The organism is Carbonicoccus niuqiaonis, assembly GCF_050157065.1.
GTDB lineage: Bacteria > Actinomycetota > Actinomycetes > Propionibacteriales > Propionibacteriaceae > Avipropionibacterium.
In genome coordinates this window covers 2,883,129-2,908,444 of record NZ_CP189573.1, presented here as the reverse complement: position 1 = coordinate 2,908,444, position 25,316 = coordinate 2,883,129, and the positions used below count along the sequence as shown (strand labels likewise).

The following is a 25,316-nucleotide window of genomic DNA, read 5'->3' as shown; positions in this document are numbered from 1 at the left end:
ACCATGTGGCTGCAGGCGAAGAACCCGATGGGCAAGGTGATGCTCTCGGTGGTGCTCTTCGAGATCCTGTGCGCCGGGCTGGCGATCCCGGTCATGATCAACGTCGAGCACGTGGACACCACCCTCGCGGTGGTCGCCGGATCGGTGGTCGCGGCGTTGTGCCTGTTGGCGACGTTCACCATGCGACGGCCCAAGATCGGCTATCCGACTGGATGGCTCGCCCAGCCGGCGTTCCTCGCCCTGGGCCTGTTGACGCCGTCGATGTTCTTCGTCGGACTGTTGTTCGCCGGGTTGTGGGTGATCAGCTTCGTGCTCGGCAAGCGGCTCGAGGGCATCCAGGCCCGGCACGCGGAGGAGGCGGAGCAGCCCACCACCGGTTAGGGTTTCGACCATGACTGAGCGTTCCTTCGTCCTGATCAAGCCCGACGCCGTACGCCGCGGCCTGGTCGGGGCCGTGCTGAGCCGGTTCGAGTCCAAGGGGTTGCACATCGTCGCGATGGAGCAGCGCACCATCGACGGTGAGCTCGCCGACCAGCACTACGCCGAGCACGTCGACCGTGACTTCTACCCGCCGCTGCGAAAGTTCGTGACCTCCGGGCCGAGCGTCGCCCTGGTGCTGGAGGGGGACCAGGCGATCGAGGTGATCCGTCTGCTCAACGGCGCCACCGACGGCCGGAAGGCCGCTCCGGGGACCATCCGCGGTGACTGGTCGCTGTCCAACCGCGAGAACCTGGTGCACGGCTCCGATTCGCCCGAGTCGGCTGCCCGGGAGATCGCGCTCTGGTTCCCCGGGCTCACGAACTGAACCGTTCGGGCTGATCCTTCCCGGTCGTTGACCTCCGGGATCAGCCTGGCGACGAGGACCCGGGTGACTCGGTCCCCGGTCGAGTCCTGGCGTTACGCGGTAGCTCCGTCGGCACCGTCGTGTTGTTCGTGCTGGCCTTCGTCAACCTGCGCGGGCTCGGTCTCGGCGACGTGAAGCTCGGCGCGCTGCTCGGCGTCACGCTGGGCTGGCCGGCAGCGGTCGGAGGCCTGCTGGCCGCCTTCGTGCTCAACGGGGTGGTGATCGTGATCATGGTGGCGGCCCGCCGCACCGACCCGGCGGGGGAGGTGCCCTTCGGGCCGGCCCTGGTCGCCGGGGCGGCGCTCGCGGTCGTGGTCCACCTGCTCAGCTGACGTCGGGACGCTTCGCCGGGTCGGTGTGGGAGGTGGCGCGGGCTCAGCCGTCGAACGTCGACTCGGCCACCTGTCGGGTCTGGCGGGCGATGGACAGTTCCTCGTTCGTCGGGACCACCAGCACGGTCGTGGGGGAGTCCGGCTGCGAGATGATCCGCTCCCCGGACGCGTCGGCCCGGTTGGCGACGGGGTCCAGCTCGATCCCGAGGAACCCCAACCCGGCCAAGGATTCCTCTCGAACGAGGGCACTGTTCTCGCCCACGCCAGCGGTGAACGTGACAGCGTCCAGGCCGCCCATCGTGGCGGCGTAGGCGCCGACGTACTTGCGGATCCGGTGGGTGTAGACGTCCAGCGCCAGCCGTGCGCGCTCGTCGCCGGACATGGCGAGTCGGGTGACCTCACGCATGTCGTTGTGTCCGCTCAGCCCCTTCAGACCCGACCGCCGGTTGAGCACGTCGTCGATCTCGTCAACCCCGAGCCCGGCCTCGCGGGCCAGATGGAACACCACGGCCGGGTCGATGTCCCCGGTCCGGGTGCCCATCACCAGGCCCTCCAACGGGGTCAACCCCATCGACGTCTCGACCGGTCGGCCGGCGACGACCGCCGAGGCCGAGCAGCCGTTGCCGAGGTGGAGCACGACCTGCTTCAGGTCGTCACGGCCCAGCATCGCGGCCGTCCGACCGGCGACGTACTCGTGCGAGGTGCCGTGGAATCCGTACCGCCGGATGTGGTGCGCTGCCGCCACCTCACGATCGATGGCGTACGTGCGGGCCGGCATCGGCAGGTCGTGGAAGAAGGCGGTGTCGCAGACGGCGACGTGCGGCAGGTCGGGGAACAACTCACGGGCCACCCGGATGCCAGTGGCGTTCGCCGGGTTGTGCAGTGGCGCGAGGGGAGACAGCTCCTCGATCATGGTCAGCACGTCGTCGTCGATCAGCGTCGCCTCGACGATCCGCTCACCACCTTGTACCACCCGGTGACCGACGCCGATCACCTCGGCGGCGGCCAGCTCGGGGCCGTGCTCGTTGAACAGGTCGATCACCAGCCGCAGTCCGGCACCATGATCAGCAATCGGGTCGTCCCGCTCGGCGGTCCGTCCGTCACGGGTGTGCCGGGCGTGACCGGTCGACTCACCGATCCGCTCGATCAGACCGACGGCGTGCACCTCGCCGGACTCCGGGTCGATCAACTCGTACTTGATCGAGCTGGAGCCGGAGTTGATCACCAGCACCGTGCCCATGTCCGTCACCCCTGCTGCGTCTGTTGGGCCTGCACGGCGGTGATCGCCACCGTGTTGACGATGTCGCGTACGGTCGCGCCACGTGACAGGTCGTTCACCGGCTTGTTGAGGCCCTGCAGCACCGGGCCGATCGCCACCGCGCCGGCGGACCGTTGCACCGCCTTGTAGGTGTTGTTGCCGGTGTTCAGGTCGGGGAAGATCAACACCGTCGCCCGACCCGCGACGGGGGAGCTGGGCATCTTCTTCGCACCGACCGATGGCTCCACCGCCGCGTCGTACTGGATCGGTCCGTCGACCGCGAGGTCACTGCGCCGCTGTCGGACCAGCGCGGTCGCCTCGCGCACCTTCTCCACCTCCGCGCCGGACCCGGAGTCGCCGGAGGAGTAGGACAGCATGGCGATCCGCGGTTCCACCCCGAACTGGGCCGCGGTCGCCGCCGAGGAGATCGCGATGTCGGCGAGCTGCTGGGCGTCGGGATCAGGGATCACCGCACAGTCGCCGTACACCAGCACCTCGTCGGCCAGGCACATCAGGAACACCGACGACACCACCTCGGTGTCCGGTTTGGTCTTGATGATCTCGAAGCTGGGCCGGATCGTGTGGGCGGTGGTGTGGGCCGCACCCGACACCATCCCGTCGGCCCGGTCGGTGTGCACCATCAGCGTGCCGAAGTACGACACGTCGCGGACGATCTCCCGGGCCCGCTCGACCGTCATCCCCTTGTGACTCCGCAGCGTGGCGTACGTCTCGGCGAACTCGTCGACCAGCTCGGACCTGGTCGGGTCGATCACGGTGGCGGACTCGATCGCGAGGCCGAGGGCGGCGGCGCGGTCCCGGACGGCCCGTTCCTCGCCGAGGATGGTCAGCTCGGCCACCTGTCGGGTGAGCAGCGTCGACGCGGCCCGCAGCACCCGGTCGTCGGATCCTTCGGGCAGCACGATGTGGCGGCGGTCGCGGCTCGCATTGTCGAGCAGGGTCGTCTCGAACATCAGCGGGGTGACGATGTGGGCTCGTGGCACCTCGAGCACCTGCAGCAGCGATTCCGCATCCAGGTGCTGCGACACGATGTTGAGCGTCAGGTCCCGTTTGCGCTGCGTCCCGGCGGAGATCACGCCGCGGACCCCGGCGATCCGCGAGGCGGTCTCGAAGGTGCCGTGCTCGACGGCGACCACCGGGAGCTCCGCGTCCAGGCCCAGCAACAGGTCCCGGACGTTCTCGGGTGGCCGGAACCCGCCGTTGAGCACGATCCCGGCCAGCGACGGGTACGTCGCCGAGGCGTGTGCGGCGTACAGCGCGATCAGTACCTCGGGGCGGTCACCGGCCGCGACCACGAGCTGTCCGTCCACCAGCCGTTCCAGGACGTGCTCGACGTTCATCCCGGCCACCAGCGTGTGCTCGATCTCGCGGTCGGTCACGTCGTCACTGCCCAGGATCAGCTCTCCGTCGAGGGCCTGGTTCACCTGACGCACCGTGGGGGCGGCGAGCCCGTGGATCTCGGGCACCGACCAGACGGCCACCTGGTGTCGACCGCGGACCCGACCATGATCATCGGCCAGGACCTCGGCCACGGTCGTCCGGACCGCGTCGAGGTCGATCCCGGTGCATCGGTTCACCACCACGCCGACGGTGTGGGCGTGGGCCTGTTCGATCTCGGCGACCGCGACCTGGCTGACCTGGGCCACCTCGTCGACGTCACGGTCGAGGGCCGGGACGACCAGCAGCACCGGGGCGTCGAGGTTGGCGGCGACCCGGGCGTTGAAGATCAGCTCGGTCGGTGTCGCGACGTCGGTGAAGTCGGAACCGACGATGATCATCACGTCGCAGCCCCGACTCACCCGACGGTAGCCCTGCACGATCTGTGACAGGGCGGCGTCAGGATCGGTGTGCACCTCGTCGTAGGTGACGCCGAGCGCCTGTTCGTACGGTGTCACGACCGCCTCGTGGGCCACCAGCAGCTCGACCACGGTGTCGCGTTCGTCACGGCTGCGGGTGACCGGTCGGAACACACCGATCGTGCCGACCCGACGGGCCAACAGCTCGATCACGGTGAGGGCGATGATGCTCTTGCCGGCCTGCCCCTCGGGGGAGGACAGGTAGATGCTGCGCGTCACGAGGCCATCGAATCACACGACGGAGTCGGGGGACTGCTCATGGTCGAGCCCGTGCCGGGTCACTCGTTGTCGCCGCCGGTGTCGGCCGCCATGGCGCTGCCGGCGTCGCCGGAACCGGGCCACGACCAGTCCCGTACGGCGGGGATGTCCTCACCGTGCTCGCGGGTCCACGCCCGGGCGCGGTAGCGGGCGTCGACCATCTCCTGGCGCACGCCCGCGTACCGGGTCGCCAGTCCGGGCACCCGGTCGATCACGTCCAACACCAGGTGGTAGCGATCGAGGTCGTTGAGCATCACCATGTCGAACGGCGTCGTGGTGGTGCCCTCCTCCTTGTAGCCGCGGACGTGCAGGTTGGGGTGGCCGTGGCGCCGGTACGTCAACCGGTGGATCAGCCACGGATAACCGTGGTAGGCGAAGATGATCGGCTTGTCGGCGGTGAAGATGGTGTCGAAGTCGCGCTGGTTCAGCCCATGGGGATGTTCCCTCTCGTCCTGCAACCGCATCAGGTCCACCACGTTGACCACCCGCACCGAGAGCTCGGGGATGTGTCGGCGCAGCAGGTCTGCGGCAGCGAGCACCTCCATCGTCGGTACGTCGCCCGCACACCCCAGCACCACGTCGGGATCACTACCGGGCTGCTCGGTGCCGGCCCACTCCCAGACGCCCAGACCCCTTGCACAGTGGGCGATGGCTGCGTCCATGGACAGGTAGTTGGGGTTGGGCTGCTTGCCGGCGACGACCACGTTCACGTACTGCCGGGACCGCAGGCAGTGGTCCCAGGTCGACAGCAGGGTGTTGGTGTCGGGTGGCAGGTAGACCCGGATGATGTCGGCCTTCTTGTTGACCACGTGGTCGATGAAGCCCGGGTCCTGGTGGGAGAACCCGTTGTGGTCCTGCCGCCACACGTGCGAGGACAGCAGGTAGTTGAGCGACGCGATCGGACGCCGCCACGGGATCTCGTTGGTCACCTTCAACCACTTGGCGTGCTGGTTGAACATGGAGTTGACGATGTGGATGAACGCCTCGTACGAGCTGAGCAGTCCGTGCCGGCCGGTCAGCAGGTAGCCCTCCAGCCAGCCCTGGCACTGGTGCTCCGACAGCACCTCCATCACCCGTCCGGACGGTGCCAGATGATCATCGGCGTCGGTCGGCAGGTACTCGCCCAGCCACTGCTTGTCGGTGGCCTCGTACACGTCCTGCAGCCGGTTCGACGCGGTCTCGTCGGGGCCGAACATCCGGAAGTTGTCGGGATTGCGACGGATGACCTCGGCGAGGTATTTGCCCAGCTGCCGGGTCGCCTCGGTGACCGGGGAGCCCGGATTCTCAACGGGTACGGCGAAGTCTCGGAAGTCGGGCAGTCGCAGGTCCGCCAGCAGTTCGCCACCGTTGGCGTGCGGGTTCGCACTCATTCGCAGTCGGCCGGCCGGTGCCAGTGCCGCGATGTCGTCGTCGAGCCGACCCTCGGCGTCGAACAGCTCGTCGGGGCCGTAGCTGGTCAGCCAGTCGTGCAGGACGGCCAGGTGTTCGTCGGAGTCGCGGGCGTTCGACAGTGGCACCTGATGGGAACGCCACGAACCCTCGGTGCGCTTGCCGTCCACGGAGTCGGGGCCGGTCCAACCCTTCGGCGTCCGGAAGATGATCATGGGCCACGCCGGCCGCTCCACCGGTTCGTCGGGGTCGAGCTTCGCGGCCCGGTCCTTGATCTCGGCGATGTGGTCCAGCACCTCGTCGAGCAGGGTGGCGAAGCGTTGGTGGCACGCCTCGTACGGCTCGTTGTCGAAGCCACCGGTGAACACGTACGGCGTGTGGCCGTAGCCACGCATCAGGTCCTCGAGCTCGGACTCGGGGATCCGGGCCAGCACCGTCGGGTTCGCGATCTTGTACCCGTTGAGGTGGAGCACCGGCAGCACGACCCCGTCGGTGCGGGGGTTGAGGAACTTGTTGGAGTGCCACGAGGTGGCCAACGGGCCGGTCTCGGCTTCGCCGTCACCCACCACGGTGAAGGCCAGCAGGTCCGGGTTGTCGAAGACCGCCCCGTAGGCGTGCGACAACGCGTAGCCCAGTTCGCCGCCCTCGTGGATCGAGCCTGGGGTCTCCGGCGCGACGTGCGACGGGATCCCGCCGGGAAAGGAGAACTGGCGGAACAGGGCGCGCAAGCCGTCGGTGTCGGCGGAGATGTTGCTGTACGCCTCGGTGTAGCTGCCGTCCAGATAGGCGTTGGCCACCAGGCCGGGACCGCCGTGGCCAGGACCGGTGATGTAGATCGTCGACTGGGACCGCTCGATGATGGCGCGGTTCATGTGTGCGTACAGGAAGTTGAGGCCGGGTGTGGTGCCCCAGTGGCCCAGCAGCCGCGGCTTCACGTGGTCGCGGGTGAGCGGGGTACGCAGCAGCGGATTGTCGGCCAGGTAGATCTGGCCCACGGACAGGTAGTTGGCCGCACGCCACCAGTTGTGGACGCGGTTCAGTGCGGCATCCAGTTCGACCGGTGAGTCTGCCGTGGTGCGTGCCGACTTCTTCGTTGACCCGGACGACTTCTCGGGTGACGTTGGGGACGTGGGCATGTGCTTCCTCCGACCGCGAGACGGGTGGCGCTGATCGTCAGTCTATGCGGGGACCGGGGCGGGAGTGGCCCGGCCCCGCCCTGTCTCACGGGGCGTGGTGGGGATGGGTGCTCGGTCATCGTCGCGCCGCGGTGTCGAGCGCGACGCGGGATCGTGTCAGCGGTCGTGTCGCGGTTTTCGTGCAGCGTGTGGGATACTGGCGAACAGGTTGAGGAGCACACCCAGTGCCCTACAGCTCGACCGGGGAGTCGTTGAGGTGACAGCTCACGACGCCGTCCAGCAGTGACCGCGACGCGCAAGGTGCGACCGCGGTGACCGGGCCCCCGGCCGACACCGCCAGCTTTGCCGCCCCGAGGCGGCGTACCAGTCGCGCGCTGCGGCGCGTGTGAAGGAGCATGCATGCTCGAGCACGAGTCAGATCAGAACACCCAGAACACCGCGGACGAGGCGGCACAGCCCGCTCCACGTCGGCGTCGTCGCGCCGCCAGTCGGCCCGCCGGGCCACCGGCCGAGTCACCCGCCGCCCCGACCGACGCTGCTGGGACGGCCCAGCCCGCGACCGTGGCTGCTTCGGAGCAGCCCGCTGCTGCCGCGCCGGTCGCCGAGACCGTTGACGAGGGAGAGGCCCGTCAGCCGCAGGTCGCCGACGACCCGGTCTTCGACGCCCCTGTGGGACGTCGTCGTACCGCCCGCCGCAAGGCCGGTGCCCCCACGAAGACCGCGGCGACCCGGTCGGCCGACACCGACGATGCCAAGGTCGACACCGACGGCGCCAAGGTCGATGACGCGAAGGTCGACGACGCGAAGGCCGACGACGCGAAGGTCGACGACGCGAAGGTCGATGACGCGAAGGTCGATGACGCGAAGGTCGATGACGCGAAGGTCGATGACGCGAAGGCCGATGACGCGAAGGCCGACGGTGCCGAGACCGCGCCGGCCGAGTCCGGCACGCGACGCCGTACGCGCAAGGCCACCACCTCCACGCGTGGCCGACGCAGTGCCGCGGCCAAGGACAGCGGTGACAAGGCCGACTCCGACAAGGCCGACTCCGACAAGGCCGACACGGTCGCGGCCGGACCTCAGGCCGAGGCTGCCACGTCGGTTGCCGCCGACCAGACCGGTACCGATGCCGACACCACCCAGCCGGACGGCGATCAGGCCGACCGTGCCTCACGCACGTCCCGCAGCCGCAGCCGGCGACGCCCGGTGTCGGATCCGTTCGCGGTCCCTCAGATCGATCTCACCGCGCTTCGGCCGACCAAGGCGGAGGACGGGGCCGAGGTGGCCGAGGAGACCGAGGCCGAGGAAGCCGACCCAGCCGCTGCCGACGCAGATGCGCAGGGTGATGACGCCTCGACCGGTGACGCCACCGGCTCCGACGCCAAGGCCGGCTCGAAGGAGACCGAGTCGAAGGATGCCGCGTCGGAGGGTTCCGAGTCGAATGACTCGGGGGCCCAGGGCTCGGAGGCCGACGACTCCGACGCCGAGAACGACTCCGATGACGCGGAGGGCCAGGACGGCGACACCGACGGTGACGGAGCCGGCGGTCGTCGGCGGCGTCGTCGCCGGGGTGGCCGCCGCCGCCGTCGCGGTGGTGGCGACGATGACAACGATGGCGACTCCGACGCCGGCGACGGCAGTGCCGAGGGCGCTTCCGGCAACGAGCAGGCAGACAAGTCCGAGACGTCCTCGACCGACCAGTCCGGGAACGACGACGGCAACGACGACTCGGCTGATGGCGGGCGACGTCGTCGTCGGCGTCGTCGCCGCCGTGGTGGGGAGGACAGCGACGAGACGGCCCGCCGCCGCGCGAATGACGCGGTCACCGGCATCGACGGCTCCACCAGGTTGGAGGCGAAGCGTCAGCGACGCCGCGAGGGTCGCGAAGCCGGACGCCGCCGCGCACCGGTGCTGAGCGAGGCCGAGTTCCTCGCCCGCCGTGAGTCGGTGAAGCGCAGCATGATCATCCGGCAGCGCGAGGACATGGCCCAGATCGCCGTCCTCGAGGACGACATCCTGGTCGAGCACTACGTCGACCAGAGTTCGACCCGGTCACTGATCGGCAACGTCTACCTCGGCAAGGTGCAGAACGTGCTGCCGTCGATGGAGGCCGCCTTCATCGACATCGGCCAGGGCCGCAATGCCGTGCTCTACGCCGGCGAGGTCGACTGGGACTCCCGCGACAGCAAGAATCGCCAGATCGAGAGCGCGCTGAAGTCGGGGCAGACAATCCTGGTGCAGGTCACCAAGGACCCGATCGGGGCCAAGGGTGCCCGGCTCACCAACCACATCTCACTGCCCGGCCGCTACATCGTGTACTCGCCCGGGGGCCACCTCTCGGGGATCTCCCGCAAGCTGCCGGAGAACGAGCGCAAGCGGCTCAAGCAGGTGCTGGCCGACCACGTCGGCGACCAGGCCAGCGTGATCGTACGGACCGCAGCCGAAGGCGCCAGCGAGGACGAGCTGGTCCGCGACGTCACCCGGCTGAAGGCGCAGTGGGAGGCCATCGAGAAGAAGGTCAAGAACGGCGGCGCCCCACAGGCCCTCTACACCGAGCCGGACCAGACCGTACGGATCGTGCGTGACCTGTTCACCGAGGACTTCGGCGAACTCGTCATCAGCGGCAACGGCAGCTCCGACGACGCGTACGACAACGTGCTCGCGTACGTCCAGCACGTGGCGCCGCACCTGGTCGATCGCGTCAAGCAGTGGAACACCGATGAGGGTGACGTGTTCGCGGCGAACCGGATCGACGAACAGATCGCGAAGGCGTTGGACCGCAAGGTGCACCTGCCCTCGGGTGGTTCGTTGATCATCGACCGCACCGAGGCGATGACGGTGATCGACGTCAACACCGGCAAGTTCACCGGCAGCGGCGGCAATCTCGAGGCGACCGTCACCAGCAACAACCTGGAGGCGGCCGAGGAGATCGTCCGGCAGCTCCGGCTCCGCGACGTCGGCGGCATCATCGTGATCGACTTCATCGACATGGTGCTGCCCAGCAACCGCGAGCTCCTGCTGCGTCGACTGGTCGAGTGCCTGGGACGTGACCGCACCCGCCACCAGGTCGCCGAGGTGACCAGCCTCGGCCTGGTGCAGATGACCCGGAAGCGGATCGGCATCGGGCTCGGCGAGGCGTTCACCACGCCGTGCGAGCACTGCAACGGCCGCGGCCACGTGGCCCACGACCTGCCGGTCATCCCCGAGCAGGACGACAGCCAGCACCACGGCCGGGGCCGCAACCGCGGTGGCAAGGGCGGCGGCAACGGCAACGGTGGCAACGGCAACGGGGGAGGCAGCACCGGGGGAGGCGGCAACGGTGGCAACAAGCGCCGTCAGGCCGACACCCCGAAGGCGCCGCCGCGGCAGCCGCTGCCCAAGGTGATGCCGCCGCCCCCGGCGTCGTTGCGCAAGGACCACGGTGACGAGCCCAAGGAAGCCGAACGGGAGCAGACCACTGCGGCTGCGGTGCAGCCGCGAGACGATGTCGCCGCCGCGCTGGAAGCGTTGGTGACCGGTACGGCAACCACGTCCAGTGGTGCACCTGAGGAGGCGGCGGTGGCCGTCCCGGATCCGGGGGCACCGTCGACGGCCGAGCCCACGTCGACCGGCGAGTCGGCAGCGGAGCCCGACCAGCCAACCCCGACCGCGGCGGCCACGGCTGCCCAGGACGAGCCGGAGCCGGCCGAAGGCTGAGGTCGGCGGCGCACCGAGCCACGGTCCGGTCACCTCGGCCGGCCCGAATTCCGCAAAGCGACCGGTCGACCTGGTCCGACGGCGCAACCTCGGCGGGGCGTCCCCGTTCCAGCCCCGTCGACCGGTCGCTCTACGGAATCTGAGGAGAGCGCCCGTGCGGCCGGTGGCGTCGTCGCACCTAGAGTGGTGGCTGTGGGCGAGGCACAGGAGGACCTGAACCGCAGGATGCTGCGCGCCAGAGACATGATGGACCGGGCCTTCGCCGAACCCCTCGACGTGCCTGCCATGGCGGCGGCGGCCCACGTCTCACCCGCCCACTTCAGCCGCAGCTTTCGGGCCGTGTTCGCCGAGACACCGCATCGATACCTGCAGCGGCGCCGGGTCGAGCGGGCGATGTTCCTGCTCCGGCAGGGCAACCAGTCGGTCACCGAGATCTGCTTCGAGGTCGGTTTTTCGAGCTTGGGCACCTTCAGCCGGACCTTCACCGCGATAGTGGGGGAGAGCCCCAGCACCTACCGCCGCCGGGGTCGGTTGCCCGACGTGCCGTCGTGCTTCACGATGCGGTGGGCGCGACCGTCGGAGCACTGGGTCGTCGGGTGCCAGCAGAGCAGTTTCGGATAAGCAGAACCCAGCGACGTACTCCTAGGGTGGTTCCATGATCAACAACCTGACCATTTCGCAGATCTTCGTCACCGACCAGGATCAAGCCCTCGACTTCTACGTGAACACGCTCGGGCTCGAGGTGTCCGCCGACGTGGACTTCGGTCCGATGAGGTGGCTGACCGTCAAGGTCCCCGGCACCGACCGGGAGATCCTGCTCGAGAAGCCCGGACCGCCCGGGTACGACCCCGAGACCGCCGAGGCGGTCCGCGCCATGGTGACCAAGGGCGCTTCCGGTGGCACCTTGTTCTTCACCACCGACGACGCCCGGGCCGCCCACGCCGAGCTGAAGACCAAGGGAGTCGACGTGCCGGAGGAGCCGACGGAGCAGCCGTACGGAATCGACTTCGGCTTCCGTGATCCGTTCGGCAACAACATCCGGATGAACCAGCCCAGTCACACCACCAGTCCGGCCTGATCTCGGTCCGGGGGCATCGGCGCCCTTCGACTGGCCCCTCGACAAGCTCGGGGGGCCTTGCCGTGTGACGGCTCAGGTGCGCGCGATGGAGGTCAGGTATTCGCCGATCCGCTCCAGCGCCTCGGTGAGGTCGTCGACGCTGGGCAGGGTCACCAGCCGGAAGTGGTCCGGGCGGGGCCAGTTGAACCCGGTGCCATGGGTGATCAGGATCTTGGTCGCCCGCAGCAGGTCGATCGCGAACTTCTCGTCGTCGGCGATCGGGTAGACCTCCGGATCGAGTCGCGGGAAGCAGTACAGCGCCCCCTGCGGTTTGACGCAGCTGACGCCGGGGATCCGGGTGAGCAGGTCGTACGCCACGTTCCGCTGTTCCAGCAGCCGGCCGCCCGGCAGAATCAGTTCGGTGATCGACTGGCGGCCACCCAGGGCGGTCTGGATCACGTGCTGGGCCGGGACGTTCGCGCACATCCGCATGTTGGCCAGCAGGGTCAGGCCCTCCAGGAAGTCCGCGGCCCGGTAGGTCGGGCCCGAGGCCATCACCCAGCCGGCCCGGTAGCCGGCGACCCGGTAGGCCTTCGACAGCCCGGAGAAGGTCAGGCAGAACACGTCGTCATCGGCGGCGGCCGCCGCATGGTGGTGGACCGCATCGTCGTACAGGATCTTCTCGTAGATCTCGTCCGACATCACCGTGAGGTCGTGGCGTCGGGCGATGTCGACCAGGTCGGCGACCATCTGCTTGGAGTACACCGCACCGGTCGGGTTGTTCGGGTTGATGATCACCAAGGCCTTGGTCGCCGGGGTGATCTTGGACTCGATGTCGGCCAGGTCGGGCATCCAGTCGTTCGCCTCGTCACAGCTGTAGTGCACGGCCTTGCCGCCGGCCAGCGTGACCATGCCCGTCCACAGCGGGTAGTCCGGTGCCGGCACCAGCACCTCGTCCCCGTTGTCGAGGAAGGCCTGCAGCACCAGGCTGATCATCTCGCTGACCCCGTTGCCGATGAACACCTGGTCCAGCGTGGTCTCGGTCAGTCCCTCCTGCTGGTAGAACTGCGCGACCGCGGTCCGGGCGCCGTAGATGCCGCGGGAGTCGGAGTAGCCCTGGGCCTCCGGCAACTCGTGGATCATCGCGCTGACGATCTCGGCCGGGGCCTCGAAGCCGAAGGGGGCAGGGTTGCCGATGTTGAGCTTCAGGATCCGGTGGCCGGCAGCCTCCAGGCGCTGGGCCTCGACCAGGATCGGACCGCGGACGTCGTAGCGGACGTCCTTCAACTTGCTCGACTGGGTGATCGGCTTCACCGGATCAGTCTGGCACGGAGCCCGGCATGCGGTGGTGCAACGCTCGCCCAGCGGCCGTCGTGCCGGACAGAAACGATCCAAACAACACGAACTAATGAAAATATTGGAGCAGGTCTTCCGGTAGCGGCAGGGTTGGGCTATAACTCTGAAGGTGGAGACGGGGTTGTATGCCACGGTGTGGTTGGACGACCAGCACGCGATCATCCGGCGAGGGATGGCGGCGTCGTTGACGGCCGACGGGTTCACCGTGATCGGGGAGAGCGCAGGGCTGCGGCCCGTGCCCAGACTGGACGGTGTCGGACTGTTCATCGTTGAACTCGACGCCGGCGTGCTGCGGCACGTGATCAGGCTCGTCACCGGGCGTCCGACCCGGGTGGTGGTCACGATGCGCGAGGACCAGGCCGGGGAGATCCCACTGTTGATCGAGTCGGGGGTGCGCGCCATCCTGCGTCACGACGAGCTCACCCCGGAGACCTTGACGAACACCCTGCGTACGGTCGGCGCCGGCTCCACCACCGCCCCGGCCGAAATGATGATCAGGGCGATGTCGTACGCCCGCACGGTGGCCCTCGGCGGTACGGGGGCCCTCACGACGCGCGAGCGGGACGTGCTGCGCCGACTGGCCGAGGGCGCCGAGACGTTGGACATCGCCCAGGAGATGTCGTACTCCGAGCGCACCGTCAAGAACGTGGTGCACGACATCATGATGAAGCTGAACTGTCGAACGAGGGCACACGCGGTGGCGCTGGCCACCCGCTCCGGGGTGATCTGAGTGTCGGGCCCGGTCCCCCCGGGCTGGGAACGCTGGGTCGACGTCGTCCTGCAGCGCGAAGCGTTGCTGTGGCGCACCGCAGGTGGCGTGCCACCGCGACCCGTGGCCGGGGTCGTCGTCGACGACCACGATGCCGATCGGCTGCTGCGTACCCTGCCCGGGATCGGCGGCCTCGACGAGGCGTCGGCCCGAGCCGTGACGGAGCAGACCGCGGCGGCGGTGGCCGAGGCCGAGGCCGGGCTGGATGCCGACCTGGCCGGTGGGGAGCGGGGTGGTTCCCGCTTCGCCCGGTTGTGTGCGGCCGCCGGGCTCGGACCACTCGACGCCCGGGTGCTGGCACTCGCGGTCGCGGTGGAGACCGACCTGGGTCGTCAACAGCTGGTCGCCTACCTGAACGACGACGTCCGCTGCCCACGACCGACCCTGGCGCTGCTGCGACGAATCCAGCTGCTGGCCCAGGCCTCGCCGGACGCGCCGCTGCTGCGCTCGGGTCTGCTCGAGGTGGACCGGACCGGCACCTGGGCCGGTCGGCAACTGCTGGTGCCCGAGCGGGTCTGCTGGCACCTGACCGCAGGTGATCATCTCGATCGAGGGGTGCCTGCGGGCACCGAGTCGGTGCCGGCCGGGCCCGACCGGCAAGGGCCCGACCGGCAAGGGCTCGACCGGCAGGGGGTCGGCCCTGACGGCGAGCGGTTGGTGCTGGTGTCGGGAGCCGATCGGCAGTCGCGGCGGGAAGCGGTCGCCCGGCAGTGGAGCGGCACCGCGATGTTGGTGACCACGACCCCGGGGACGCCGGCCGCCGCGCTGGCCCTCACCCGCGAGGCCGTGGTCAGCCGCGCCGGGGTGCTGGTCGAGACGACCGGGCCGTTGACGCCCGATGTCGTCGCGGTGATCGAGGCCGCCCCGGTGGCGTGGGCGCTGTCGAGCCGGCAGGAGCTGTCGCTGGACGGCTTGCCACGACGGCCGTTGCGGGAGATCCACCTGACCGACGGCACCGCGAGCCCCGACGACTGGGTCGACGTGCTGGGCACCGAGACCCACCTGCCGGACCATCCGCTGGACCGCGAGCAGCTGCGACTGCTGGCCCGGTCGATCGATCGGGAGGGCCCGCACGACCCGGCTGAGGTGGTGGTCCGCGGCATCCGCCGTCTCGCCTCCGGGCAACTGGACCGCCACGCGGTGCGGACCAGCCCGTCGTACGGCTGGGACGACCTCGTGCTGCCGCCCGAGCTGATCATGCAGTTGCGGGAGCTGACGAGCCGCTACCGGCACCGCCGAACCGTCTATCAGGGTTGGGGTTTCCGGCCGGTGCCGTCGACCGGCATCGTGGCCCTGTTCGCCGGCCCCTCGGGGACCGGCAAGACGATGGCCGCCGAGGTGATCGCCGGTGACCTCGGGCTGGACCTGTACCGGGTGGACCTGGCGTCGGTGGTCAGCAAGTACATCGGGGAGACCGAGAAGAACCTGGACCAGATCTTCGACGCCGCCCGGGCGGCTGCGGCGGTGCTGTTGTTCGACGAGGCTGACGCACTGTTCGGCAAGCGGACCGAGGTCAGCGACGCCCACGACCGCTACGCCAACATCGAGGTGTCGTACCTGCTGCAGCGGCTGGACTCGTACGACGGGTGCGTGATCATGACGACCAACCTGCGCCGCAACATCGATCAGGCGTTCGTCCGCCGACTCACCGCGACGGTGGAGTTTCCGTCGCCGGACGAGGAACAGCGACTCGACCTGTGGCACCGCAACCTGCCGGCGGCGGCACCTACGGTCGGCCTCGACCTGGACTTCATGGCCGACCGGTTCGCCGTCACCGGTGGCATGATCCGCAACGTCGCCGTCGCGGCCGCCTTCCTTGCTGCCGAACAGCAGCAGCCGATCGGGATGGAGCACCTGGTGTTGGCGATGAAGCGGGAACTGCAGAAGGCGGGCCGGTTGCAGACCGAAGCGGACTTCGGGCCGTACTACCACCTGATCACCGACGAGCAGGCGACGACCGACGCATCGAGGAAGGCTGGTTGATCATGCTCAACCTGTTGGACGGGTCACTGGCGGCCTTCTTGCGCGCGAAGGTGCCGTTGGCGACGAAGGACGTCGAGATTGCCTTCGAGGCGCCGGACCGCGAATGGGGCGGTCGGGTCACCCGGCCGACGGTCAACCTGTACCTGTGGGACGTCCGGCCCAACCTGGCCGAACGTGAACTCGGGATCATGACCACCACCACCGATGAGTACGGGACCCGTCGGCATGGCCCGCGGCCGAAGCTGGACTGCCGCTACCTGGTCACCGCGTGGACCTCCGAGGTCGACGACGAGCACGCCCTGCTGGGGCGGGTGATGACCGCACTGTTGATCAACAACGAGATCGACGAGAAGTACTGCAAGGGGCCGTTGTCGACGGTGGCCCCGTTGCCCCAGCTGGCACTGGCCCCCAACTCCGGTGACAACTCCGACTTCTGGTCCGCCCTGGGCGGGCAGTTGAAACCTGGGCTTGACCTGGTCGTGACGGTCACCGTCGACGCGCTCACCTACGAGCAAGCCGGACCCCCGGTCGAGACGGTGGAGATCGAGGAGCGGATCGGGGTCGACCGGGCCTGACTCCATCACGCGGTGACACTGACCACCTCGAGGAGTGCCCGGGCCTGGGTCAGACGCGGCTCCAGATCGGCTACCCGGCCCCGCAGTGCCTCGACGTCCACATCCGGGCCGAACACTTCACGAGCGTGCGCCAGGATGTCCCAGGCCTGGACGGTGATGCCGTGCTCACGCAGTGTCATCAGGTCGAACACTGCCTGGGCGCGGGTTTCGCTGCCACCAGCTTGGTACAGGGAGGCGACCTCCACGGTCATCTCGACCGTGCCGGCGTCCCCGATCGCCTGGCGGAGCTGCTCGGCGAGCCGGCGCAACCGCACCGTGCACTCCGCACAAGGTGACCGGGTGATCCTGATGACGAGATGGTTGGCGTCGTTTCGGCGCAGCGTACCGTCGGCGCGCAGATGGAACACCCGGCCGCTCACGTCGTTCGCCAGCGCCTGCTCGGCGTGAGCTCGCTCGTTCGACTGCTCGACCTCCAACGCGCCAGCGGTCGCCGTGCCCAGGAGGACGCCGTTCAGGTGTGCGGTCAGGGTCGTGCCGTGGCTCAGTTTGAGCTCGCTGAGCCGCATGTGCATGTTGACCCGGAACCGCCCGGCGTCGCGAGCGGGTGAGGCCGACACCATGATCGTGAACTCCCCGGGGAGATCTGGATCCGGCACCAGTTCGATCCCGTGCAATCCATGTTCCCGGTGGCGGGTCATCACCTGCTGGACCAAGGCCGCCATGCTCGAGTGAGTGGGTTCCGCCGGTACGCCGGCGACCACCTCTTGGGCGGCCGCCTCCCGGACCCGGTCTGGGGTCCAGGGCCCGGCGTCGTCGGCGAGGGAAGTTGGCTCCGGTGTGGCCGGATCACCGAGCCTCAGGGCGTCGAGGGCGGCCCGGCCCACCCGCAGGGCCTGGGTGATCACCCAGTCGATGGCGGCGAGCACCTGTTCGCGCAGCAGTCCGATGATCTCGACGATCTTCTCCGGCACGTTGCCGAGCCCCACCTGGTTGGCCAGGAAGCCCAGCGCCACCGGGATCGCCGACGCCAGTCCACCCTCCAGCTGCTCGGCTGCCGGGGCAAGGTTGCCCTGGGCGATCGCCACGATCGTGTCCACGTACCGCTGCACGATCTGCAGGATCTCGGTGACATACTCGATCACCGACTGCACCGCGTTGAAGAAGGCGATCGCACTGTTGATCACCGCCATCACACCGGTCGGGTCCAGCATCGACAGCACCTTGGCGACCGCGCGTTCGATGATGGTGGTCACGATCCAGTCCTCGGCAGCCGACAGGATCGACTCCCACAGGTTGCCCAACTGGCCGGCGACGAAGTCCCAGATGGCGGCGAATCCGCGCTCCTGGACGTCGCTGATGAAGGCCCAGGCGCCGGTCAGTCGGTCCAGCGCCCCCCGGATCGCGGCGACCCGTTCCTCGCCCAGCTGCAGCGCAAGTCGTTCCCACAGCACGTCGACGCTCAGGCCCAGGACGTCGGCGACCAGACCGAGGATCGCCTCCCCGGTCAGCTCCCCGGGCAGTTGGATGCCGAGACTGTCGAGACCGCGGAACAGCCAGGCCGCCAGTCCGCTGATCACGTGGCTGGCGATGTTGTCGAAGAAGCCGGCGAAGCCGGCCTTCAGGGCAGCGATGGTGTTGAGCAGGAAGCCGACCGGGTCCGCCACGATCATGTCGACCGCTTGGGCGACCCCGGAGATGATCCCGCCGATCAGGTCGCCGGGGAAGTTCATCAGCTTCAGGATCAGCTCGATGACGACCTGGATCACCGTCGCGACGAACGACACCAGCCGACCGAGTGGCTCGCCGAACTGCTCGACCACCCGGATGAAGCAGCCGATCGGGTTGACCAGGTCGGCCAACGACAGGCCGTCCCAGATGGCGGTGAACAGCCCGGTGATCATGGACATCGAGATGCCCAACTCGGTCATCGCCGACTCGATCCGGCCACCGGCGTCGGCGATCACGCCCGACTCGGCGAGCTGTTCGTACGTCGCCTCGCCGCCGGGCAGCAGTGCGATGAAGCCACCGATCAGGGCCTCGGCGGTCCTGGGGACGGCGGCCCCGGTGAACGGGTCCGTGCCGAGGACGACGGTCAGCAGCCGGAAGCCTCGGGTCCCGTGGGCATGGGCACTCAACCGCTCCAACAGGGCGTCCTTGATCAACTCGACGACCTTGCTGATCAGTCCACCCACGAACGACATGATCTGACCGGCCAACGACACCGCTCGATCCGCCAACCCGGGCAGGGTTTCCGGCAGGCTGGCGAGGTTCTCCGGACTGATGGCGTCCCAGGCGTCGGTGAACAGCAACGTCGCCGCACCCAACAGGTGACCGAACGTGGCGAGTTGGGTGTCGACCCAGTCGGCGGTCTGTTGCAGGGTGCCGTTCTCGGTCATCCGGGCCAACGCGTCCTGCTGCCCGGCCAGCTCGAGGAACTGGGTCATGATCTCGAGTGTGCTGGCCTCGACGTCCTGCCCGCGTAGCGGGTCGTGGTGGATCACCTTGCAGAACAGGTCCCACCACGGGCCGACACTGGAGCTCGTCAACAGTGGTTCGACGAGGTCGACCACCGCGTTGCGGACGAGTGTGATCACTGCCTCGACGATGTCGCCGATCGCGGCGACGATGTCGGCCACGAAGCCACGGATGTACCGCGCGACGATCGCGACATTCGCGTCGATGCCGTCGACCACTCGGATCTCGTCCCACGCCGAGGCCAGGTCCTGACCGACCCGCGCGAGGGTCAGGTTGTGCGCGACCATCGCGTTGCGGATCAGCGTGACGACATCGCCGAGCACCTCACAGGTCTGCAGCACCAACGCCGCGCCGGCCCCGAAGGGACCTTCGGCCAACACCTGTCCGATCTGGTCGGTCACCGACCCCGGCAACGCCGCACCGGTCAGCAGGTCCTCCCCGACGACGATCGAGGCGACGCCGTAGCCGGGCAGACTGCGTACCGAGGAACGGATTCCGTCCATCAGCCAGTCCGGGATCAGCGAGTCGTCCTCCTCCCGCATCACCGCGGTCCCGGCCTCGACCGCGGCCGACGACCCGACCGCCCAGCGGGCCAGACCTCCACCACCTTGGAGCACGTGGGTGGCCTCGTGGACCATCAGTTCGGTGTCGGCCGGCGACTCACCGGCCCCGAGCACGACCGAGCTGCCCACCGTGAAGGCGCGAGCCCCCAGACTGGCCGCGGCGTCCGAGGCGGCAGCACCGCTGTGGACCTGCATGGCCGACAGATCGGCCCCCAGCGCCGACTCGACCGGGGCGCGGTGCTCGGGGGAGAGCGGCTGGCCGCCGACCAGGGCCGCCCCGACGATCGGCGGCACCGGCGGGGTGGGGACGGGTACGGCGGCCCGGGGGAGTCCGGCGGCGGCCGGGACCGCACCGGCGCCCACACCGCCACCCCCCGTACCGCCACCCCCCGTACCGAGCGCGGTGAACTGATCAGCGGCGGCACCGGCCTGCACTTCGACGGCGTCGGCGGGTTCGGTCACGGTGAGGCCGGGGGCGGTTGTCAGGTCCGGGCGAGCCGCCGCGCGATCGCTGGCGCGTCGGAGGAGGGCGGCGGTCGCCCGGTTCCCGACGTTCGGGACTGCGACCGTACGACGCAGCGTCGACACCGGAGCATCCGATGGTGTGTCGACGTCGTGATCGGTGAGGGCCGGCGGCTGGAGCAGCCCGGCCCTACTTCGCATCACGCCCGATCCGCATGCCCGCGACGGTACGACCGCGCCGCCCGCCGTCGCCATGTCGGAGGGGCAGCCTTTGGGACAGCCGCCGGCACCACATGTGCCCCTTCGGCTTCCCACTTGCCCTGTCGCAGTCGATCCCCGCTGGGGGACGCTGTCAGCGTCGCACCGGGTCGTTGGCGTCGGGCCAAGCAGTGTGTGCGTACCGGGAGGAGCCCGTCCATGAGCCGGGTGATGGTCGAAGGCTTCGACTCACTGTTCGCGCTGGGCCTGCGCGACATCCTGACCGACGACGACGTCGAGTTCTGCGGGTCCGGACGTGATGGCGTGGTCGCCCGACTGCGCCGAACCGTGCCCGACGTCGTCCTGCTGAACTCCGCGCTGCCGACGACCCCCGAGGTCGTGGCCCAACTGGTCCACCACCATCCCGGGATCACCGTGATCACGTGTTCGTCGGACGAGCACGTGATGCGGGTGTACCCCGCACACCACAGCGGGGAGTCATTCCACCGCCCCCTCGAGGCCACCGAGATCGGTCGTCAGGTGCATGGCGCCTCGGCCGGACGTACCCCGAACGACTGACGACCGAACCGAGAACAAGGAGTCCCACCATGGCCGCTACCTACCTGACACCGGGCGTGTACATCGAGGAGATGCCGTCCGGGTCGATGCCCATCCAAGGGGTGAGCACCTCGGTCGCCGCATTCGTCGGCTTCACCCAGACGTATCGGCCCGACCAGGGCAGCCCCGATGATCCCGACGGGGTCAAGCCGCAGCTCGTCACGAGCTGGCCGCAGTACGAGCGCATCTACGGCGGATTCGTCGACGGGGCCCTGCTGCCGTACGCGGTCCGCGGCTTCTTCGAGAACGGCGGTGGATCCTGCTACATCGTTCGTGCCTCGGCCGGGGGGCCGGCCCAGCCGCCGCAGTTGCAACTGCAGTCGGTCATCCGCCCGGACGTGCCGAGCCTCAAGGTGGAGGTGGCCTCCGACGACGGTGCCCGTTACGAGATCGAGGTGGTGCCGCCGGTGGCCGACCCCGATGCCGAGCCCAGCGGTGACGAGGAGTTCGCCATCCGGGTGTTCCGCAACGGTGAGCTGGCCGAGGAGGCGACCGGCATCAGCTTCGCCAAGGCCGCCCGCAGCGTGGAGAAGTCGATCAACGACCAGCTGACCGCGGTACGGGTCCAGTTGCCGTCGGCCGCCGGCGTCCCCGTCGCCGAGCGGCTCCCTGCGCCCGGCCGGTTCGCCCTGGTCGAGCCGGTGCCCGAGGTGGCCGACCCGCAGATCCTGCAGGGGTCGGAGGCCGAACGGACCGGGTACGAAGGCCTGTCGATCGCCGACAACGTCACCATCGTGGCGATCCCGGACCTGGTCACCGTCGCCACCCGTCCCGATCGGTCGTTCGACGTGGAGACCTTCCTCGGGTTCCAGGGCCAGCTGGTCGACTGGTGCGCGGCCAGCGGCAAGCGGATGGCGGTCCTCGACCCGCCGCCCGGCATGTCTGCCACCATGGCGGTCGAGTGGCGGCAACGGTTGGCCAAGGACTCCCCGTTCGCGGCGGCGTACTACCCGAACGTGGTCGTCCCCAACCGGGCGGCCAGTGCTGCCACCGGGGAACGGTTCATCACCGTTCCGCCCAGTGGCCACATGGCCGGGGTGTGGGCGCGGACCGACGCCACCCGCGGTGTCTGGAAGGCGCCGGCCAACGAGGAGATCCGCGGCATCACCGGGCTCGAGAACCCGATCACCGACGGTGAGCAGGCCGAGCTCAACCCGATCGGGGTGAACTGCCTGCGTTCCTTCGGCGCCGGAGGGATGCGGGTCTGGGGTGCCAGGACCCTCTCGTTGACCGACCCGAGCTGGCGCTACGTCAACGTACGAAGGCTCTTCAACTTCGTCGAGGAGTCGATCCGGCTCGGCACCCAGTGGGCGGTCTTCGAGCCGAACGACCGTTCGCTGTGGCAACGCGTGAAGCGGAACATCACCGCCTTCCTGCGGGGCCTGTGGATGCAGGGCGCCCTGGTGGGCGCCACCGCCGAGCAGGCGTTCTACGTGCTGTGCGACGAGACCAACAACCCGCCGAGTTCGGTGGACGAGGGCAAGCTCGTCGTCGAGATCGGCCTGTGCCCGAGCAAGCCCGCCGAGTTCGTGATCTTCCGGATCGCGCAGTGGCAGGGCGGCGACTCCACCTCGGAGTGACCCTCCATGATCATCGCCGACCCCTCGTGATCAACCCCACCCGGACCAGGAGAACGACATGCCAGACCTGACAACAACCTTCAAGTTCGCCCTCGAGATCGACGGCGTCAACCTCGGCTTCTTCCGCAAGTGCGCCGGCATCGAGTCCGAGACCGAGGTGATCGAGTACAAGGAGGCGACCAAGGACGGCCGCATGATCATCCGCAAGGTGCCCGGTGCGATGAAGTGGGGCGACATCACCCTCGATCGCCGTACCGACTCGTCATTGGCGCTGTGGGAGTGGCGCAAGCAGGTGATCGACGGCGACGTCGACAGCGCCCGCCGCAACGGATCGATCGTCGCCTACGACTCCAAGAGTGCCGAGGTGGCCCGGTGGAACTTCGAGGCCGGCTGGCCGTCGAAGTGGTCCGGTGCCGACTTCGACGCCGGGGCCAACGAGGTCGCCACCGAGTCGGTGACGATCACCCACGAGGGGATCGTCCGCTCATGACCGGGCTGCAGACCGAGTTCGGGTTCACGCTGCCGAAGGGGTTCGTCGACGACGAGGGCACCCTGCACCGGACCGGCGTGATGCGGCTGGCCTGCGCCCGTGACGAGATCGAGCCGTTGCGCGACGCCCGGGTGAAGGAGAACGACGCGTACGCCACGGTGATCGTGCTGTCCCGTGTGGTGAGCGAGCTCGGCAGCGTCGCGCGGGTCACCCCGAAGACGATCGAGAACCTGTTCGTCAGTGACTTCGGCTACCTGCAGGACTTCTACCGCATCATCAACTTCGGAGACCCGTCGGTGCTCGACCAGGTGGAGGCGGGGGCCCCTTTTCCACCGGAGCTGGTGATGACGGGATGACCCTCACCGCCGGCCTGCCCACCCACTACGACATCCCGTCGCTGTGGGAGGAGATGTCGTACCTCGCCTATCACCTGCACTGGGACCTGGACCGGCTGCTCGACCTCGAGCACGGCGACCGGCACCTGCTGGTCGATCAGGTGGCGGGCCTGAACCAGCGTGCCTGGGAGGAGTTGCGGGATGCCTGACGGTGGTCCCCGGACCCCGGATCCGCCGTTCACCGGTCGATTCGTGTTCTCGGTGGACGGGGTGGTGATGGGGTCGTTCACCGAGGTGTCCGGATTGGAGGTCAGGATGGAGGTGTTCACCATCGCCGAGGGTGGCAACAACGCCGGCCCGATCCGGATGCCCGGTCCGGTGACCTGGCCCAACCTCGTGCTGAAGCGGGGAATCACCGAGGACGATCACCTGTTCGCGTGGCTGTCGGACAGCTCCGGCGAAGGGCTCGACGGCAAGGGCCACGTGCTGCAGAAGCGTGGCGGCAGCGTCGTGATGATGGACAGCCGGCACCGGCCGGTCCGCACCTGGACGTTCCGGGACGCGATGCCGGTCCGGTGGAACGGCCCACAGTTCGCGGCCGGCGGAAACGCCTTGGCCACGGAGGAACTGGAGGTGTCCCATGGTGGCTTCACCTCCTCCTGACCGGGCATCCGGAGCTGGTGGACCGTGGGCGTCGGTGACCGGGCTGGCTCGTCGGTTCCTGGCGTGGTTGCGGCCCCGGTTGGGCTGGCAGCCGCCCGAGCGCCGGGTCACCGGGCACGGTGCCGACGGTCCGGTACGGCCCACCTGGCGCCACGGAGCCATGCTGCGCCATCGCCGGCGACGGGAACTGCGGCACGACCCCCAGCGACGCCTCGGCCGGGGCCACGGCCTCGGAGCCCTCAGCCGGGTCGAACAGTCGCGTCCGGGAGGGACCGGTTCGACCATCGGGCTGCCGCGTCGACCACCGCTCACCGGTCGCGCCGACACGGCGCATCCCGCAGCCCCTGGCGTCCCTCGGATCGGAGGCATGCCTCGGATCGGTGACGGGGCGGGCACGGACGGGTTCCCGACCCGCCGCGCCGCTGACCGCTCCGTTCCCGCCACCGACCGCTCGATACCCGCCACCGACCGACGTCCCCCGGACGGCAGCATCGGTCCCGTCACCGGCCGACCGCGCGCCGGCGACCGCAAGCCGGTCGCCGGCCTCGATGACTCCGCTGCCACCGGACCCGGCCTGCCTCTGAGGTCCGGCCTCGCCCGGTCGCTGTTCGTGACCGGGGGCGACACCCCCGTGGAACCTCGACACCGGGCAGGCAGCTTCGCCGGCACGACGAAGCGTCACGCCGGTGACCGGGGTTCCACGGGGCAGTTGCCGTCGTCCCACACGGCCAACCTACGAACCGACGCCACCGCGGTGGGTGCCCCGAGCAGCGGATCGGTGGCCCCCCGACGTCGCGGACCACTGGCGGCCGTCGCCACCTGGCTGCGCCGGTTGGGTCGCGATTCTGTCGTCGATCGTGCGGCGTCAGGTGACGTGGCATCTGGTGTGTCGTCGGACAGGAACCAGGGTCGGCAGCAGTCGACGCACCGATCCGACGCGAAGACCGGCCCCGACACCTTCGTCGGGCCACCCGGTGCCGGCCTCGGCAACCCTCCGATCGACCCTGCGCACGTTGCCGATTCCCTCGCCGGCGGGGCGCGACGTCCCCTGCCGTCCGGTGCCGTCCCGGCGGACGTGGTGGCCCACCTGGCCCGCAGCCTGACGCCACGACGTGATCAAGCAGCACCACCGGCGGTCGCGGCTCGATCGGCCGACCACGCTGCCGCGCAGGCCGTGCGGATCGGCGCGCGGAGCCGCCACGGGCTTACCGCGACACCACGTGCAGGCCGAGCCGGGACCGACACTGCGACGGCATCGATTCCCTTGTGGCGCAGCGGTCCTGCGGTACGGTCCGCGCGCGTGACCTGGTCGCCAGAGGCGCTGCGCGTGATCGAGGCACCGACTCACCCGCGGGGACGCCCCGTTGAGCTGGACGCAGGTGGGGGAGGGACCGGCCAGGGCGTA

The 25,316-nt window shown here is 69.3% G+C and carries 20 protein-coding genes; 15 read left to right on the top strand and 5 right to left on the bottom strand.

Going from position 1 to position 25,316, the window contains the following annotated elements:
• The first annotated feature begins 3 nt into the window (after positions 1-3).
• The 3 genes from ACQBAU_RS13320 (at position 4) to ACQBAU_RS13310 (ending at position 1,176) form a co-directional block, all read left to right on the top strand.
• The gene (locus ACQBAU_RS13320; RefSeq protein ID WP_434551147.1) at positions 4-381 is read left to right on the top strand and encodes a DUF4233 domain-containing protein; all 378 of its coding nucleotides are present in this window, start codon (positions 4-6) and stop codon (positions 379-381) included.
• Positions 382-391: 10 nt separating this feature from the next.
• The gene (ndk, locus tag ACQBAU_RS13315) at positions 392-805 is read left to right on the top strand and encodes a nucleoside-diphosphate kinase (RefSeq protein WP_465256810.1); all 414 of its coding nucleotides are present in this window, start codon (positions 392-394) and stop codon (positions 803-805) included.
• A 128-nt stretch (positions 806-933) separates the two neighbouring features.
• Positions 934-1,176 (top strand): hypothetical protein, encoded by a 243-nt coding sequence (locus ACQBAU_RS13310; RefSeq protein WP_465259366.1) that lies wholly within the window; start codon positions 934-936, stop codon positions 1,174-1,176.
• A gap of 43 nt (positions 1,177-1,219) precedes the next feature.
• Here ACQBAU_RS13310 and ACQBAU_RS13305 read toward each other — a convergent pair whose 3' ends face one another.
• The 3 genes from ACQBAU_RS13305 to ACQBAU_RS13295 are packed head-to-tail and all read right to left on the bottom strand — an operon-like array spanning position 1,220 to position 7,091.
• A complete protein-coding gene (locus tag ACQBAU_RS13305; RefSeq protein WP_465256811.1) occupies positions 1,220-2,416 on the bottom strand; it encodes an acetate/propionate family kinase in 1,197 nt (398 codons plus the stop codon).
• Between the two features lie 5 nt (positions 2,417-2,421).
• The gene (pta, locus tag ACQBAU_RS13300) at positions 2,422-4,527 is read right to left on the bottom strand and encodes a phosphate acetyltransferase (protein ID WP_465256812.1); all 2,106 of its coding nucleotides are present in this window, start codon (positions 4,525-4,527) and stop codon (positions 2,422-2,424) included.
• Between the two features lie 59 nt (positions 4,528-4,586).
• Positions 4,587-7,091: a phosphoketolase family protein gene (locus ACQBAU_RS13295; protein WP_465256813.1), complete on the bottom strand. Its 2,505-nt coding sequence runs from the start codon at positions 7,089-7,091 to the stop codon at positions 4,587-4,589.
• A gap of 399 nt (positions 7,092-7,490) precedes the next feature.
• Between ACQBAU_RS13295 and ACQBAU_RS13290 the strand changes: the two genes are divergently transcribed.
• From ACQBAU_RS13290 to ACQBAU_RS13280, 3 genes are all read left to right on the top strand, one after another.
• The gene (locus ACQBAU_RS13290; protein ID WP_465256814.1) at positions 7,491-10,787 is read left to right on the top strand and encodes an Rne/Rng family ribonuclease; all 3,297 of its coding nucleotides are present in this window, start codon (positions 7,491-7,493) and stop codon (positions 10,785-10,787) included.
• A gap of 192 nt (positions 10,788-10,979) precedes the next feature.
• Positions 10,980-11,408, top strand: coding sequence for a helix-turn-helix domain-containing protein (locus ACQBAU_RS13285; protein ID WP_434551153.1), 429 nt, complete (start codon positions 10,980-10,982; stop codon positions 11,406-11,408).
• 34 nt (positions 11,409-11,442) lie between these two features.
• Positions 11,443-11,865, top strand: a complete 423-nt coding sequence (locus ACQBAU_RS13280) for a VOC family protein (protein ID WP_434551154.1) — start codon at positions 11,443-11,445, stop codon at positions 11,863-11,865.
• Between the two features lie 72 nt (positions 11,866-11,937).
• On the opposite strand, the gene ACQBAU_RS13275 is transcribed toward ACQBAU_RS13280, so the two are convergent.
• Entirely contained in the window at positions 11,938-13,158 is a 1,221-nt protein-coding gene (locus tag ACQBAU_RS13275) for a pyridoxal phosphate-dependent aminotransferase (protein WP_465256815.1), read from the bottom strand.
• A gap of 151 nt (positions 13,159-13,309) precedes the next feature.
• Here ACQBAU_RS13275 and ACQBAU_RS13270 point away from each other — a divergent pair, with 151 nt between their 5' ends.
• From ACQBAU_RS13270 to ACQBAU_RS13260, 3 genes are read left to right on the top strand one after another with little or no spacing between them, the layout of a single operon-like run.
• Positions 13,310-13,930 carry a response regulator transcription factor gene (locus tag ACQBAU_RS13270; protein ID WP_434551156.1) on the top strand — a complete coding sequence of 207 codons (621 nt, stop codon included), beginning with the start codon at positions 13,310-13,312 and terminating at the stop codon, positions 13,928-13,930.
• On the top strand, positions 13,931-15,952 hold the full coding sequence (locus ACQBAU_RS13265) for an ATP-binding protein (RefSeq protein WP_465256816.1): 2,022 nt from the start codon (positions 13,931-13,933) through the stop codon (positions 15,950-15,952).
• Positions 15,953-15,954: 2 nt separating this feature from the next.
• On the top strand, positions 15,955-16,527 hold the full coding sequence (locus ACQBAU_RS13260) for a Pvc16 family protein (protein WP_465256817.1): 573 nt from the start codon (positions 15,955-15,957) through the stop codon (positions 16,525-16,527).
• Between the two features lie 5 nt (positions 16,528-16,532).
• On the opposite strand, the gene ACQBAU_RS13255 is transcribed toward ACQBAU_RS13260, so the two are convergent.
• Entirely contained in the window at positions 16,533-20,228 is a 3,696-nt protein-coding gene (locus tag ACQBAU_RS13255; protein ID WP_465256846.1) for an eCIS core domain-containing protein, read from the bottom strand.
• A 216-nt stretch (positions 20,229-20,444) separates the two neighbouring features.
• On the opposite strand from ACQBAU_RS13255, the gene ACQBAU_RS13250 reads away from it, so the two are divergent.
• The 6 genes from ACQBAU_RS13250 to ACQBAU_RS13225 are packed head-to-tail and all read left to right on the top strand — an operon-like array spanning position 20,445 to position 23,911.
• Entirely contained in the window at positions 20,445-20,804 is a 360-nt protein-coding gene (locus tag ACQBAU_RS13250; RefSeq protein ID WP_434551159.1) for a helix-turn-helix domain-containing protein, read from the top strand.
• Between the two features lie 29 nt (positions 20,805-20,833).
• Positions 20,834-22,423: a phage tail sheath family protein gene (locus ACQBAU_RS13245; RefSeq protein WP_465256818.1), complete on the top strand. Its 1,590-nt coding sequence runs from the start codon at positions 20,834-20,836 to the stop codon at positions 22,421-22,423.
• Positions 22,424-22,481: 58 nt separating this feature from the next.
• On the top strand, positions 22,482-22,913 hold the full coding sequence (locus ACQBAU_RS13240) for a phage tail protein (protein WP_434551161.1): 432 nt from the start codon (positions 22,482-22,484) through the stop codon (positions 22,911-22,913).
• Positions 22,910-23,269, top strand: coding sequence for a hypothetical protein (locus ACQBAU_RS13235; RefSeq protein WP_434551162.1), 360 nt, complete (start codon positions 22,910-22,912; stop codon positions 23,267-23,269). The genes ACQBAU_RS13240 and ACQBAU_RS13235 overlap by 4 nt, the downstream gene beginning before the upstream one ends.
• Positions 23,266-23,457, top strand: coding sequence for a DUF6760 family protein (locus tag ACQBAU_RS13230; protein WP_434551163.1), 192 nt, complete (start codon positions 23,266-23,268; stop codon positions 23,455-23,457). The genes ACQBAU_RS13235 and ACQBAU_RS13230 overlap by 4 nt, the downstream gene beginning before the upstream one ends.
• Positions 23,450-23,911 (top strand): phage tail protein, encoded by a 462-nt coding sequence (locus tag ACQBAU_RS13225; protein ID WP_434551164.1) that lies wholly within the window; start codon positions 23,450-23,452, stop codon positions 23,909-23,911. Before ACQBAU_RS13230 ends, ACQBAU_RS13225 begins: the two co-directional genes overlap by 8 nt.
• Positions 23,912-25,316 lie beyond the last annotated feature (1,405 nt).